This is a genomic window from Thauera sp. DNT-1, assembly GCF_055393985.1.
Window position 1 is genome coordinate 4,308,895 of the sequence record NZ_AP043752.1, and the last position, 13,835, is coordinate 4,322,729.

At 66.0% G+C, this 13,835-nt stretch carries 11 protein-coding genes; 6 read left to right on the plus strand and 5 right to left on the minus strand.

Annotated features, from left to right (window positions below; genetic code table 11):
- Nucleotides 1-189: 189 nt before the first annotated feature.
- Together ACZ5PP_RS19795 and ACZ5PP_RS19800 are read left to right on the plus strand one after the other, a co-directional pair.
- Entirely contained in the window at nt 190-1,434 is a 1,245-nt protein-coding gene (locus ACZ5PP_RS19795) for an anaerobic sulfatase maturase (RefSeq protein ID WP_464826508.1), read from the plus strand.
- A 145-nt stretch (nt 1,435-1,579) separates the two neighbouring features.
- Entirely contained in the window at nt 1,580-3,949 is a 2,370-nt protein-coding gene (locus ACZ5PP_RS19800) for an arylsulfatase (protein WP_464826509.1), read from the plus strand.
- A 95-nt stretch (nt 3,950-4,044) separates the two neighbouring features.
- Here the strand turns inward: ACZ5PP_RS19800 and ACZ5PP_RS19805 are convergent, their stop codons facing one another.
- From ACZ5PP_RS19805 to ACZ5PP_RS19815, 3 genes are all read right to left on the minus strand, one after another.
- A complete protein-coding gene (locus ACZ5PP_RS19805; RefSeq protein ID WP_464826510.1) occupies nt 4,045-6,153 on the minus strand; it encodes a M3 family metallopeptidase in 2,109 nt (702 codons plus the stop codon).
- A 110-nt stretch (nt 6,154-6,263) separates the two neighbouring features.
- Nucleotides 6,264-7,037 carry a DUF2189 domain-containing protein gene (locus ACZ5PP_RS19810; protein ID WP_464826511.1) on the minus strand — a complete coding sequence of 258 codons (774 nt, stop codon included), beginning with the start codon at nt 7,035-7,037 and terminating at the stop codon, nt 6,264-6,266.
- A 301-nt stretch (nt 7,038-7,338) separates the two neighbouring features.
- Nucleotides 7,339-8,274 carry a phosphoribosylaminoimidazolesuccinocarboxamide synthase gene (locus ACZ5PP_RS19815; protein ID WP_464826512.1) on the minus strand — a complete coding sequence of 312 codons (936 nt, stop codon included), beginning with the start codon at nt 8,272-8,274 and terminating at the stop codon, nt 7,339-7,341.
- Between the two features lie 342 nt (nt 8,275-8,616).
- Between ACZ5PP_RS19815 and ACZ5PP_RS19820 the strand changes: the two genes are divergently transcribed.
- On the plus strand, nt 8,617-9,063 hold the full coding sequence (locus ACZ5PP_RS19820) for a YbhB/YbcL family Raf kinase inhibitor-like protein (RefSeq protein WP_464827071.1): 447 nt from the start codon (nt 8,617-8,619) through the stop codon (nt 9,061-9,063).
- 320 nt (nt 9,064-9,383) lie between these two features.
- Here the strand turns inward: ACZ5PP_RS19820 and ACZ5PP_RS19825 are convergent, their stop codons facing one another.
- Nucleotides 9,384-10,502 (minus strand): ISAs1-like element ISTha1 family transposase, encoded by a 1,119-nt coding sequence (locus ACZ5PP_RS19825; RefSeq protein WP_464826513.1) that lies wholly within the window; start codon nt 10,500-10,502, stop codon nt 9,384-9,386.
- A 100-nt stretch (nt 10,503-10,602) separates the two neighbouring features.
- Between ACZ5PP_RS19825 and ACZ5PP_RS19830 the strand changes: the two genes are divergently transcribed.
- Both ACZ5PP_RS19830 and ACZ5PP_RS19835 read left to right on the plus strand, forming a co-directional pair.
- Complete coding sequence (locus ACZ5PP_RS19830) at nt 10,603-11,034, plus strand: rhodanese-like domain-containing protein (RefSeq protein WP_464826514.1); 432 nt, start codon at nt 10,603-10,605, stop codon at nt 11,032-11,034.
- A 175-nt stretch (nt 11,035-11,209) separates the two neighbouring features.
- A complete protein-coding gene (locus ACZ5PP_RS19835) occupies nt 11,210-11,755 on the plus strand; it encodes a hypothetical protein (protein WP_004299838.1) in 546 nt (181 codons plus the stop codon).
- 115 nt (nt 11,756-11,870) lie between these two features.
- On the opposite strand, the gene ACZ5PP_RS19840 is transcribed toward ACZ5PP_RS19835, so the two are convergent.
- A complete protein-coding gene (locus tag ACZ5PP_RS19840) occupies nt 11,871-12,533 on the minus strand; it encodes a dioxygenase family protein (RefSeq protein ID WP_004299840.1) in 663 nt (220 codons plus the stop codon).
- A 185-nt stretch (nt 12,534-12,718) separates the two neighbouring features.
- On the opposite strand from ACZ5PP_RS19840, the gene ACZ5PP_RS19845 reads away from it, so the two are divergent.
- Nucleotides 12,719-13,825 carry an Acg family FMN-binding oxidoreductase gene (locus ACZ5PP_RS19845; protein WP_464826515.1) on the plus strand — a complete coding sequence of 369 codons (1,107 nt, stop codon included), beginning with the start codon at nt 12,719-12,721 and terminating at the stop codon, nt 13,823-13,825.
- The last annotated feature ends 10 nt before the right edge of the window (nt 13,826-13,835 follow it).

Here is a 13,835-nt window from a genome sequence, read left to right on the forward strand (position 1 = left end):
CCAGTGTGATCTGTCGGTCCATCTTAGGAGAAGGCCATGGGCCTGACGATGGGACCAAGGTCTAATTCACCCTTGCCGACGGACGGGTTAGGGTTGGCGTCGTGGGTATCGTGGGATGTTCCTGCCAAGGAGCTGGTCATGCGCGCTGCCCGGAGATGAAGACCGCTCGCCAGGCGAAGGAACGCGCAGATGCAAACGAACCTGTCCCAATATCACCTGCTGGCCAAGCCCGCGGGCGCCGCGTGCAACCTGGGGTGCCAGTACTGCTTTTTCCTGTCGAAGGAAAACCTGTACCACGGTGATAGCCACCTCATGGACGAGGCCACGCTCGACAGCTATATCCGGCAGTTGATGGAGTCCTCGCTCGGGCCGCAGGTCGATGTCGCGTGGCAGGGCGGTGAGCCGATGCTGCGCGGGCTGGATTTCTACAAGCGCTCGGTGGAGCTTGCCGCGCGTTACCGGAAGCCTCATCAGCAGATCCTCCACACCATCCAGACCAACGGCACACTGATCGACGATGCGTGGGCGCGCTTCTTCAAGCGGCACAACTATCTGGTCGGAATCAGCATCGACGGGCCGCGCGCCATGCACGACGCCTATCGTGTCACCAGGAAGGGCGAGGGCAGCTTCGACGCGGTGATTCGCGGCTGGAATCTGCTGCGCAAGCATGGGGTGGATGTGAACATCCTGTGCACCGTCCATGCGGCCAACCAGGATCATCCGCTCGAGGTCTACCGCTTCTTCCGCGACGAGCTGCAGGCGGAATACATCCAGCTCATTCCCATCGTCGAACGCGCGACACCCGACACCCTCGCTGTCGCCAACCAGGGCTGGGGCGGGCTCAAGGGCACGGATCGTCCGCTCTACCGGCAGGAAGGCAGCCTGGTCACCGAGCGCACCGTGAATGCGGAGAAGTTCGGGCAGTTCCTCAACGGCATCTTCGACGAATGGGTCCGGCGCGACGTCGGCAAGGTCTATGTGACGACCTTCGACATCGCCCTCGGCAGCTGGCTCGGGCACCACAACGCCTGCATCGTCTCGCCCACCTGCGGCGAAGCGCTGGCGCTGGAGCACAACGGCGACGTCTATTCCTGCGACCACTTCGTCGAGCCCGATCACCTGCTCGGCAACCTCAAGGACACGCCGCTGGGCGGGCTGGTGCGGTCGGAAAAACAACGCCGCTTCGGCCAGGCCAAGTACGACACCCTGCCCAGGTACTGCCGGGAATGCCCGGTGCTGTTCGCCTGCTACGGCGAATGCCCGCGCAACCGCTTCATCAGGACGCCTGACGGCGAGCAGGGGCTGAACTACCTGTGCGCGGGCTACAAGGGCTTCTTCACCCACATCGACCCGGCGATGAAGACCATGGCGAGCCTGCTCAGGCAGGGGCGCTATGCCGACGAGATCATGGACCTCGCGGGCGCTACGCCCTGAGTCCCGCGTCCAGCGCGGGTCGGCCCGACTGGGACCAAGGTCCAATGGCGCCGGCATGGCCGGCGCCTACACTGCCTGAGCACAGCGCCTCCTCGGCGGGCGACAAGGCGGCGCACAAGCCCACGTTCATGCAAGGAGTTCGATGATGAGCAAGCAGGACAGGAAACCCCGTACCCATCTTCCGATGCGCAACACCGCGCCGGCGCGCTTCGTCTCGTACGACGCCAAGGATCCGGATACGGTCACGACCCCGATCGAGCAACTGCGTCCGCCTGAGGGCGCGCCGAACGTGCTGATCGTGCTCATCGACGACTGCGGCTTCGGTGCGCCCAGCACCTTCGGCGGCCCCTGCGCCACGCCGTTTGCCGACAAGCTGGCCGCGGGCGGCCTCCGCTACAACCGCTTCCACACCACCGCGATCTGCTCGGCCACGCGCCAGTCCCTGCTCACCGGCCGCAACCACCACAACGCCGGCATGGCCGGCATCACCGAGATCGCCACCGGCCAGCCGGGCTACTCCTCGGTGCTGCCCAACTCGATGGCGCCGCTGGCCAAGACGCTCAAGCTCAACGGCTACAACACGGCACAGTTCGGCAAGTGTCACGAGGTGCCGGTGTGGCAGTCGAGCCCGGTCGGCCCCTTCGACCAGTGGCCCACGGGCGGTGGCGGCTTCGAGTACTTCTACGGCTTCATCGGTGGCGAGGCGCACCAGTGGTATCCCGCGCTCGTCGAGGGCACCACCCCGGTCGCGCCGCCGAAGACGCCCGAGGAGGGTTACCACCTGATGGAGGACATGACCGACAAGGCCATCGGCTGGATCCAGCAGCAGAAGGCCCTCTCGCCCGACAAGCCCTTCTTCGCCTATTTCGCGCCCGGCGCCACCCACGCGCCGCACCATGTGCCCAAGGAATGGGCCGACAAGTACAAGGGCAAGTTCGACGCCGGCTGGGACAAGCTGCGCGAGGAGATCTTCGCCCGCCAGAAGAAGCTCGGCGTCATTCCTGCCGACTGCGAACTCACTGCCCGGCCCAAGGACGTTCCCGGCTGGGACGACATGCCCGAGGCGTTCAAGCCGGTGCTGCGTCGGCAGATGGAGGTCTATGCGGGCTTCCTCGAGTTCACCGACCATCACGTGGGCCGCCTGTTCGAGGCGATCGAGAATCTCGGCATCGCCGACGACACGCTGGTGTATTACATCATCGGCGACAACGGCGCCTCGGCCGAGGGCTCGTTCAACGGCTGCTTCAACGAGATGAGCTACTTCAACGGCCTGCAGTCCCTCGAGACCGCCGAGTATCTGACGGAGCGCATCGACAAGCTCGGCGGGCCGGAGTCGTACAACCACTTCGCGGTGGGCTGGGCGCATGCGCTGAACACGCCCTACCAGTGGACCAAGCAGGTCGCCTCGCACTTCGGCGGGACGCGCAACGGCACCATCGTGCACTGGCCGAAGGGCATCCAGGCCAAGGGCGAGTTGCGCACGCACTTTGCCCACGTGATCGACGTGGCGCCGACCATCCTGGAGGCGGCGGGCATTCCCGAGCCGGTCTCGGTCGACGGCATCCAGCAGGACCCGATCGACGGGGTCAGCATGCTGAAGACGTTCAACGACGCCAGGGCGCCGGAAGTCCACGAGACGCAGTACTTCGAGGTCATGGGCAACCGCGCCATCTATCACAAGGGCTGGACCGCGGTGACCAAGCACTACACGCCGTGGATTCCGAACGTGAAGCCCGCGCTCGACGACGACGTCTGGGAGCTCTACGACACCACCACGGACTGGGCACAGTCCAAGGATCTGTCGAAGGAGATGCCGGACAAGCTGCGCGAACTGCAGCGCCTGTGGATCATCGAGGCGACGCGCAACAAGGTGCTGCCGATCGATGACCGGATGTTCGAGAAGATCAATCCGGACACCGCCGGCCGGCCGACGCTGGTGAAGGGCAAGACCCAGCTCCTGGCCGGTGGCATGAGCCACCTGGGTGAGAACTGTGTCCTCAACATCAAGAACAAGTCGCACTCCGTCACCGCAGCGATCGTGGTGCCGCAAGGCGGGGCAGAGGGCGTCATCATCGCGCAGGGCGCCGATATCGGCGGCTGGAGCCTGTATGCCAAGGGCGGCAAGCTCAAGTACTGCTACAACTGGGGCGGCTTCAAGCACTTCATGATCGAAGGCGCTTCGGTCATGGCTCCGGGCGAGCATCAGGTGCGCATGGAGTTCGCCTACGCCGGTGGCGGCCTCGGCAAGGGCGGCAAGGTGACGCTGTACGTCGATGGCCAGAAGGACGGCGAAGGTGAAGTCGGCGCAACGCTGGCGATGATCTTCTCCGCCGACGACGGTCTGGATGTCGGCAAGGACGGCGGCTCGGCGGTATCGCCGGACTACAAGCCTGGCAACAATTCCTTCAACGGCAAGGTGAAGGGCGTGCAACTCGCGATCGACGAGGCCGCGGAAGACCTGGATCACCTGCTCGATCCGGTGGACGTCATCCGGATGGCGATGGCCCGTCAGTAAGGGCCTGCCGGCCCGCAGCCTGCACGGGCTGCCAGTCAGCCAAGCGGCGTCGCTGTGATCGCGACGCCGCTTGCACGTTCAGCAGCCAGTTTGCGTCATGCCTGCGCCACCATGCCGCTGTGGCGCAGCAGCGCGTCGACCCTGGGCTCGCGGCCGCGGAAGGCCTTGAAGGATTCCAGCGCCGGGCGGCTGCCGCCCACCGCCAGGATCTCGCGCCAGAAGCGCTCGCCGGTCTCGGGGTCGAGCAGGCTGCCCTTGCCGGCGCCGGCTTCCTCGAAGGCCGCGAAGGCGTCGGCCGACAGCACCTCGGCCCACTTGTAGCTGTAGTAGCCCGCCGCGTAGCCGCCGGCGAAGATGTGCGAGAAGCTGTGCGGGAAGCGGTGCCAGGCAGGCGGGATCATCACCGCCACCTCGCGGCGCACCTCGTCGAGCAGGGCCATCACGCGTTCGATTGCGACCGGGCCGGCAGAGGCCTCCACCTCGCCGTGCAGGCGCAGGTCGAACATCGAGAACTCGAGCTGGCGCACGGTCTGCATGCCGCTCTGGAAGTTCTTGGCGGCGATCATCTTGTCGTACAGCGCGCGCGGCAGCGGCTCGCCGGTATCGACGTGCGCGGTCATGCCCTGCAGCACGTCCCACTCCCAGCAGAAGTTCTCCATGAACTGGCTGGGCAGTTCGACCGCATCCCACTCCACGCCGTGAATGCCGGACACCGCGAGCTCGTCCACCTGGGTGAGCAGGTGGTGCAGGCCGTGGCCGCACTCGTGGAAGAGGGTGAGCACGTCGTCGTGGGTGAAGGTGGCCGGTTTGCCACCCACCGGGCCGGGGAAGTTGCACACCAGGTAGGCCACCGGCGTGTCGCTGCCCCAGGTGTTGCAGTGGCGGCTGCGTGCCGAATCCATCCACGCGCCGCCGCGCTTGGTGCTGCGCGCATGCAGGTCGAGGTAGAAGTGGCCGACGAGTTCCGGACCGTTCGCGCCTTCCTTCTCGATGCGGAAGAAGCGCACGTCCGGGTCCCAGCTCGGCGCCTCGTCGGGCAGGATGTCGACGCGGTAGAGCGCGCGGATCACGCCGAACAGGCCGTCGAGCACCTTGGGCTCGGGGAAGTACTGCTTCACCTCCTGGTCGGAGTAGGCGTAGCGCTTCTCGCGCAATTTCTCGGAGGCGTAGGCCACGTCCCAGGGTTCGAGGGTGTCTAGGCCCAGCTCGGCCTTGGCGAAGGCCTTGAGTTCTTCCAGGTCCTTCTCGGCGAAGGGCTTGGCCTTGGCGGCGAGGTCGCGCAGGAAGCCGAGCACCTGCTCCGGCGTGTCGGCCATCTTGGGCACCAGCGACACCTCGGCGAAGTTGCGATAGCCGAGCATGCGCGCTTCTTCGTCGCGCAGCGCGAGGATGCGGCCGATCAGCGGGCCGTTGTCGAGTTCCGGGTTGCCGAGCTCGGAGGCGCGGGTGGCGTAGGCGCGGTACATGCGCGCGCGCAGCTCGCGATCGTCGGCGTACTGCATCACCGGCAGGTAGGAGGGCATCTGCAGGGTGAACTTCCAGCCTTCCTTGCCCTCGGCCTCTGCGGCGGCGCGGGCGGCCTGGCGTGCGTCGTCGGGGATGCCGGATAAGCCGGATTCATCGGTGATCCACTCCGCGTGCGCGTTGGTGGCGTCGAGCAGGTTCTCGGAGAACTTGGCGGCGAGCTGGGATTGCTCTTCCTGGATCTCCTGGAAGCGCGGCTTCTGTTCGTCGGGCAGCTCGGCGCCGGAGAGGCGGAAGTCGCGCAGCGCGTGCTCGAGGATGCGCTGGCGCACCGGAGACAGGGTGGCGAACTCGGGGCTGTCGTGCAGGGCCTTGTACTTCTCGAACAGCGCGAGGTCTTGCCCGACCTCGGCATAGAAGCGCGAGATCTCGGGCAGCATCGCGTTGTAGGCCTCCCGCCACTCGGGCACGTCGAACACGCTGTGCAGGTGGCCGACCACGCCCCAGGCGCGGCCGAGGCGCTCGCCGGCCTCTTCCATCGGTGCGACGAAGCCGTCCCAGCTCGGGGTGGCGGGGTCGGCGGTGAGGCGTTCGATGAGCGCACGATTCTCGTCGATGAGGCCGCGGATCGCGGGCTCGACGTGCTCGGGCCGGATGTCGGCGAAGCGCGGCATGCCGGCGAAGTCGAGCAGGGGATTGGCGTTGGGAGTGGAAGTGGAAATGGACGTGCTGTCGTGCATCTTCGACCTTGTCTGTTCGTTCCGGCCTCGCCGGGCAAGGCGGCTATTCTGCCGCAAAAAAGACGGCGGGCGCCGCGTACGACGCCCGCCGCCGCCTGAACTGCGTGTACTCAGCGGACCACGTCGCGATAGGCGTGCCAGGTGGCGTGACCCACCAGCGGCAGCAGGACGGCCATGCCGATCATCATGGTGGCGAAGCCGATGCCGACCAGGACGACGATCAGCAAGGCCCACAGCATCATCGTGTCGAAATTGGTCTGCACCGCGCGCAGGCTGGTCATCGCCGCAGTGATGGTGTCGGTGTCGCGGTCCAGCACCATCGGAATCGCGATCGCGGAGAGCGAGAACACGACGATCGCCAGCACGGCGCCGACGACGACGTAGGCGGCGAGGAAGTACAGGTTGTCGCCCGACCCCAGGATGCCGCTGACGAAGTTCGTCACGTTGCTGACCTCGCCCCGATAGAACAGCGCGAACAGGATGGCCGAGATGCGCTCCCAGGCGATCAGTGCGATGGCGAGGAAGGCGCCGAACATCGCGAGACCGTCGGCACTGCGGACGAGCCCCCGTACCGATGCGGCGAAGGAGACCTTCTCTCCCTTCTCGTGGTGACGCGAAATCTCGTACAGACCCGCAGCCGCGATCGGGCCGACCAGCATGAATCCCGAGATCGCCGCCATGAACAGATAGGGCTTGTCCGCCGCGTAGGACAGGATCAGGTAGCCGATCGCAGCCAGGATCACGCCGTAGGAGAGGCTTGCGGCGAGGTTCTCGCGCATGTCGTTCCAGCCCATGCGCAGCCACTGCAGCGGCCGCTCCGTGCCGACGGAGCGGATCTGGGGCAGGTTGAAATGTTGATCCAGCGAGTCGTAGGGCTTGTCCATGATCGTCTCCGCAGGTTCTTCGTTATGTTTGACGTGTCGTCCGTGGATGGGATCGACGCGCATGGAAAAGTGCGCGTGATGCCTCGGGCGGTCGTGTTCTTAGAATAGGACAGGCGCGAAGAGTTCGCGAATGAGAGCTATTCTTTATCCAGATAGGGCGTGGCTATGCTGCGCGCGGCACGGTCCCCAGCAGCGGGCGGCTCGGGTTCGTGAAACCTGCGGCCGATTCGGATGGACGCAGAAAGGAACAAGGGGCACCCCGTGGGGCGCCCCTTGTCGACGTCCTGTGCGCCCGCGGCGCTCAGTCCAGCTTGCGGCCGGTCAGGCGTTCGTAGGCCTCGCGGTATTTGGCCGCGGTGTGCTCGATGACCTCGGCGGGCAGCTTCGGTGCCGGCGGCGCCTTGTTCCAGTCCAGCGTCTCCAGGTAGTCGCGCACGTATTGCTTGTCGAAGGAGGGCGGGCTGATGCCCTCGCGGTAGCCGTCCGCCGGCCAGAAGCGCGAGGAGTCGGGGGTCAGCGCCTCGTCGATCAGGTGCAGCGTGCCGGCGGCGTCGATGCCGAACTCGAACTTGGTGTCGGCGATCAGGATGCCGCGGGTCGCGGCGAACTCGGCCGCCTCGGAATACAGCGCGATCGCCGCGGCGCGCGCCTCGTCGGCGAGCTGGGCGCCGGTCTTGCCGGTGCCGGTCAGCGCGTCCTTCATCAGCGCCTCGCAGCGCGCCTGCGCCTGCGCGAAGGAGATGTTCTCGTCGTGCTCGCCCATATCGGCCTTGGACGAGGGCGTGAAGATCGGTGCCGGCAGCTTCGCCGCCTGCTGCAGGCCCGCCGGCAGCGCGATGCCGCAGATCGCGCCGGTGGCCTGGTAGTCCTTCCAGCCCGAGCCGATCACGTAGCCGCGCACGACCGCCTCGATCGGCAGCGGCTTCAGGCGCTTGACCACCAGCGCGCGCCCGCGCACCTGTTCGCGCTCGTTTTGGGCGACGACGGTTTCGGGGTCGATGCCGGTGAGCTGGTTGGGCAGGATGTGGCCGAGCCGGTCGAACCAGAAGTTCGCCAGCGCCACCAGCACGCGGCCCTTGTCGGGAATCGGGTCGGGCAGGACCACGTCGAAGGCCGACAGGCGATCGCTGGTCACGATGAGCAGCTTGTCGGCATCGACGGCATAGATGTCGCGCACCTTGCCGCGGCCGAGCAGCGGCAGGCTCTGGATGGAAGTCTCGAAAATGGGCGTCGCCACGGTGGGGCCTCGGGTTGCTGGCAAAGCCGGGATTATAGGGGAGGGCGCGGCAACGCGCTGAGCTCCTCCCGTGACAGCACCGTGTGGGACACGGACCGGCGTCTTCGACCGCAGCGGCGCCCATCTCGCGAGGATGGCGTAGCGCGGGGAAGCGCACGAACGCGTACCCAATAAACGTATTGCTGTCCGGTTCGCAAGCTGCAATGCTAGGGCCGAACGCGTTCCCGCATCTCGTCGAGCAAGCGCAAGGCCTACCGCGGCGGGGCGGGCGGCTCGTTCCGAGACGAACACCGCGGTCCCCGCGGCGTTGCGCGATCGAGCCGCGCAGCGACGGTGACCACCATGTTCGATTTCTCAATCCTGCCCGAAGGAGCAAGCATGCGTAAGGTACTACTCGCTGCCGTTCTCACCTCCGCTCTGCCCGCTCTTGCGCAGTCAGGTCTTACTGTCGATTGGGAATGGAAGCGTGCTCATCGATGCAGTTCAACATCCCCAAGTATCGAGGTCGCCGGAATTCCAGAGGGTACAACGACGCTTTCGATTACGCTGGTTGATCACGATGCCCGCCATTTTGACCATGGGGGAGGTAGCGTGGCACATGACGGTAGCCCACAGGCTTCAATCCCTGAGGGGGCATTGAAGAACTACAGGGGTCCTTGCCCGCCCAATTTTTCCAGCTTCGGCCACGACTATGAATTTACCGTCCGTGCCATTGCAGCGGACAGCCAGGCAGAACTTGCACGAGGTAACAAGACAAAAACGTTCTCGGCAGCCGTAGTCAAGCAGTAGGTGGAATCAAATGCAGCGATCCGCGGGACGCTACGCGATCGAGTCGCGCAGCGCCGCCGAGCTCGCAGGTTGGATCTTTGATTTTATTTTGAGGTGGTCATGATTCGAGCACTTGTCTTTTCCCTCATTGGCTTTTTCCCAGTTCTCGTTTTCGGGCAAGTGCCATTTCCTCCGTTACCACAGCCAAACACCGCCTTTTCCTTTGAAGACAAGGATTGGAACGTCGAACCCACAACGGAACCAAGGAGCGGCCGCCCTCATGCTCCCACGCCAACGTCCATTCCTGGCGCGCGGGTGATAAGCAGGGCCTCCGCACTCGCCTAGCATATCGCCCGGATCCCCAGCATGCGCTCCCGCACCCCGTCATCCCACGCCGCCCCCTTGCGCTTGAGCCGAAGGCTGCTCTTGCGCGTGTCGGTCTTGTCGGCACGGATGATGTTGAGCGCGATCTTGCGCAGCAGCGAAAGGTTCTGCGGCGCGTTGTCCTTGGCCACCGTGCTGGCGTCCTCGCTGAAGCTGACATCGAGGATCCAATGAAGCCGGTTCTCCACACCCCAATGCGCACGTACCGCTGCCGCCAGTTGCTCGGCGCTCAGTGCGCGCGAACTGATGTAGTAACGCCGCTCGAGATCGGATTGCTTGTCGCCGACCACCCGCATCGAGTCGATGCGCCCGATCGTCACGCACTTGGGCCAGTCGGCCAGATCGACGATGCCCTTGGCCGAGAGCACCGAGGCGATCTGCCCGACGGTGCGGCCGTGGCCGCGCTCGACCAGCGAACTGCGGTCGACCGACTCGACGCCGTGCTGATCGATGAAGGCGGTCTCGATCGCTTCGAGCAGCTTGGGCTGGTTGCCCTTGACCATCAGCAGGTAGTCGCCTTTCTTCGCAACGATCTGTTTGGCAATGCTTTTCTGGCAGCCCATGGCGTCGATCGTGACCAGCAGCCCCTTGATCGAGAGCGCCTCCAGCAACTCCGGAATCGCGGTGATCTCGTTGCTCTTGGCGGCGACCTTCTCCTGGCCGAGCACCAGTCCCAACTCGGTGGCGAAGGCGCTGACCATGTGGATCGCGCTCTCGCCGCCGCTGCCCGAGCCGCGCACGGTCTTGCCGTCAATTGCGATCGTGCCGGCGAGGCCCGCATCGTCGCTGAGCGCACCGACCACGCCGCCCACCCAGCGCCGGAACATGTTCTCGAACTGCTTCGGATCGAGCGCACGCAGGATCCGAAGGAAGGTCTCCTCGGACGGGATGCCGTTCTTGAGCACGAGGAAGCGACGCAGCCACGCCTGCTTGGTGCGTGCCCAGAAAGTGATGTCCTCGACCGTGTCGCAGTCCGAGAGCACGGCGGCGATCAGGATCACCAGGATCTCCCGGAAGTCGTGCAAGGTGCCGTTGCTCGGCTTGCGCGGATCATCGATTTCGTCCAGACAACTCATCAGGGAACCCCTTTGCGCCGCACTCACGCTCTTCGCCCAAAAGACGAGAGTAGACGTGATTTTCGAAGGGTTTACAAGATGAATGCATAAGGCGTTGAATGTGAACGACTATTTTCAGGTGGATATGCGGTCAGGGAAAATGCATTCCGAGTGCGGAGGCCCTGGGGTGATAAGGACGCTCGAACTCAAGGCGCTTCTTGATGCAAGCAACAACGTTGTGGTGGTTGATGTGCTTGATTCGAAGACCAGAAAATCTGTTCCTGGAGCTTTCTGGTTATCGGGTGCCGGCGATGGGCGATTTTTCGCCGCGGAGAAAAGCAGATTTGCCGCAGCCTTGGAGAAACTGACTGGCGGTGACAAGACCCGTCCTCTGGTTTTTCTTTGCATCAGCTCAGAGTGTTGGCTGTCTTACAACGCGTCGCTGCATGCGCTCAAGGCGGGCTACAAGGATGTCATTTGGTATCGCGGCGGCACCAATTCATGGACGGGCGCCAGCCTCGAATGGAGCGAGCCCGAGAGTGTCAGCTGGTAGCCGGCCAGGTTCAATTGGGAACGCATTGGTCACGGCTCATGCCGTTCCGCCAGCGCCGACATTTGCTTGGTCCCATCCATCCGCCAAACTGCGGGTGCATTCCCGGCCGCATCAGTCGGCGTCGATGCAGAAGGAGCGCTGGAATCATCAAACGCCAGAAACAGGGAGCTTCGCCATGGCAGGTTTCGACATCAGGAACGATACGATCTGGCCGCTGGAGATCTCGCTCGGAATGCTGAGTCCGCTGTACTGGGGCTTGACCGAGCCCGCCCAGACCTTCTCCAGAAGCACGGGCGCGGTCTGGTTCACCATTCAGGCCACGGTGGCGCTGGACCACAAGGAGCACATCACGACGGCCGGGGCGGTCTTCGATGTCTTCAAGAACATCCTCTTCCCGCAGGTGATGCTCGGCAATTGGCTCATCAATGGCGAAATGCTCGCCGGATCGCATGGCATCACCGAGGACGTGGCCCAGGCCCTGGGCGCAAAGCGGCCGATCACGATCAAGGGCCGGCCGCTCGACGAGATGTCGACCGAAGATGCGATCGCGGGTTTGCAGGGAATCTTCACCCATGACAGGTCGCGCGTCTCGAAGGCGGGATGCTATGCGGGCTGGAGCGGGCACAAGCAGTACGTCGTCAGCGGCGGGCCGACGCTGCAGGTCAGGGCTGGCGGCGTGGAACTCGTGTCGGGTACGCCGCTGTCCATCGTGAAGCTGTAGGCGCGCCGAGACCTTGGCACCGGACCGCGACGTCGTCACGGTGAATGTCGCGTGTGCTCGTAGCACGAGGACGAAAGACCGCGAACGGCCCGGCCTGCGGGTCTCCCGGAGAGCCTCAGGCCGTGCTCGCCTCGAACAGTCCCGCCAGCGCCGGCGCCAGCACGAAGTCGAACTCCGCCGCCAGCGTGGCGATAGGATCGTCCGCCGCGACGAAGTCCGCCAGCAGCAGCGGGCGCAGCGCCTCGGGCACGCGCATGAAGAGGCCGTCGCGCTGGTTGAGCGGTTCGCCGGCGACATAGATCTGGGTGACGAAGGGACGCCCGCCTTCCTGGAACACCGCGGCGTGGATGTGCGGCGTGCGGCCGGGATAGGGCACCGGGCGGATGGTGCGGAAGCGGTAGCGCCCGTCGGCGTCGGTGACGGTGTGGCCGAAGCCCTGGAAGTCCGGGTCCTCCTCCACTTCGGCGCGATCGCGCGGGTGGCGGTAGCGGCCGTTGGCGTCGCATTGCCAGATCTCCACGCGCAGGCCGGCCAGCGGGCGGCCGTCGAGGTCGAGCACGCGGCCCGACAGGTCGGCGATCTGCCCGGCGGCACGACCGCTGCGGCCTTCGACCCGGGTGAGGTCGTTGTCCTTGTGCAGCGGCGGGGTGACCGGGTAGAAGGGGCCGGGCATCTGGCTCGGCGTCAGCACGCGCTGCGCCGCGGCGAGCGGCGCGGAGAGCAGGGTGGCGCTGCCGCCGAGGACGAGGCGGCGGCGGAGTCCGGAATGGTGCGACATGCTTGCGGCTCCGGCTGTGGACATGCCGTGAAGACCGTCGCGGTGGGGCGCGGTTCCGCGCGTGCCCGGACGCGCGCGTCGGGCTTGGCGGGCGGTGGGGGCGCAGGCGGCGCAGGCGGTCTCGCGCCTGCCCGCAGGCGCGTCCAGACTGCCTTGGAGATTGGGTGGTCGGACGGAGGCGGGGCATGGAGCGAAGACGGTTCATCGGCGCCGCGGCGCTGGCCGGGCTGGGGGTGGCGGGCGGGGCCGGCGTCCTTTCCCATCGGCAGAGCGTGGCGGTCTACGAGGCAGCAGCGGGTACGACGTGGCGCCATGGCGAGCCGGCGCAGCGGGACACGCGTGCGGCACTGCGCGAGCTCGTGCGCTACGCCACCCTTGCGCCGTCCAGCCACAACACGCAGTGCTGGAAGTTCGCGCTGGCGGAGCGGTCGGTTTCCATTCTCCCCGACTACTCGCGGCGCTGCCCGGTGGTGGATCCCGACGATCACCACCTCTTCGTCAGCCTGGGCTGCGCTGCCGAGAACATCGTGCAGGCGGCGCCGGCGATGGGCTTCCACTGCGAGGCCGCCTTCGACGGGGAGGCCGCCGAGGTCCTGAACTGCGCGCTGGCGCCCGCGCCGAGCCGACGAACCGCCCTGTTCGAGGCCATTCCGCAGCGTCAATCGACCCGCGGCGAGTTCGACTCGCGGCCGCTTTCGAACGAGGAGCTGCGGCGGCTCGAGGCGGCCGGCTCGGGCAGGGGCGTGAGCGTGCGCCTGCTCACCGGGGCGCAGGCGTTGGAACGCGTCCTGGAGTTCGTCGTCGCCGGGAACACGGCGCAGATGCGGGACCCGGCGTTCGTGCGCGAGCTGAAGGCGTGGATCCGCTTCAACGGCAGCGATGCGGCGCGCACCGGCGACGGCCTGTTCGCAGGGGCGTCCGGAAATCCCGCGGCCCCCGCCTGGCTGGGCGGCCTGCTGTTCGATGCCTTCTTCACCGAGGCGGCCGAGAACGACAAGTACGAGCGGCAGGTCCGCAGCGCCGCGGGGATCGCGGTGTTCGTCTCGGAGCGCGACGATCGCGCGCACTGGATCGAGGCGGGGCGTTGCTTCCAGCGCTTTGCGCTGCAGGCGACCGCGATCGGCGTCCGCACGGCGCATCTCAACCAGCCGGTCGAGCTCGCCACGCTGCGCCCCGCCTTTGCCGCCGACCTGGGCATCACGAACGGCCGGCCGGATCTGGTGATCCGTTTCGGCAGGGGGCCGGCGATGCCCCGATCCCTGCGCCGTCCGCTCGACGCCGTGCTGCTGTGAGGGGCGGCGC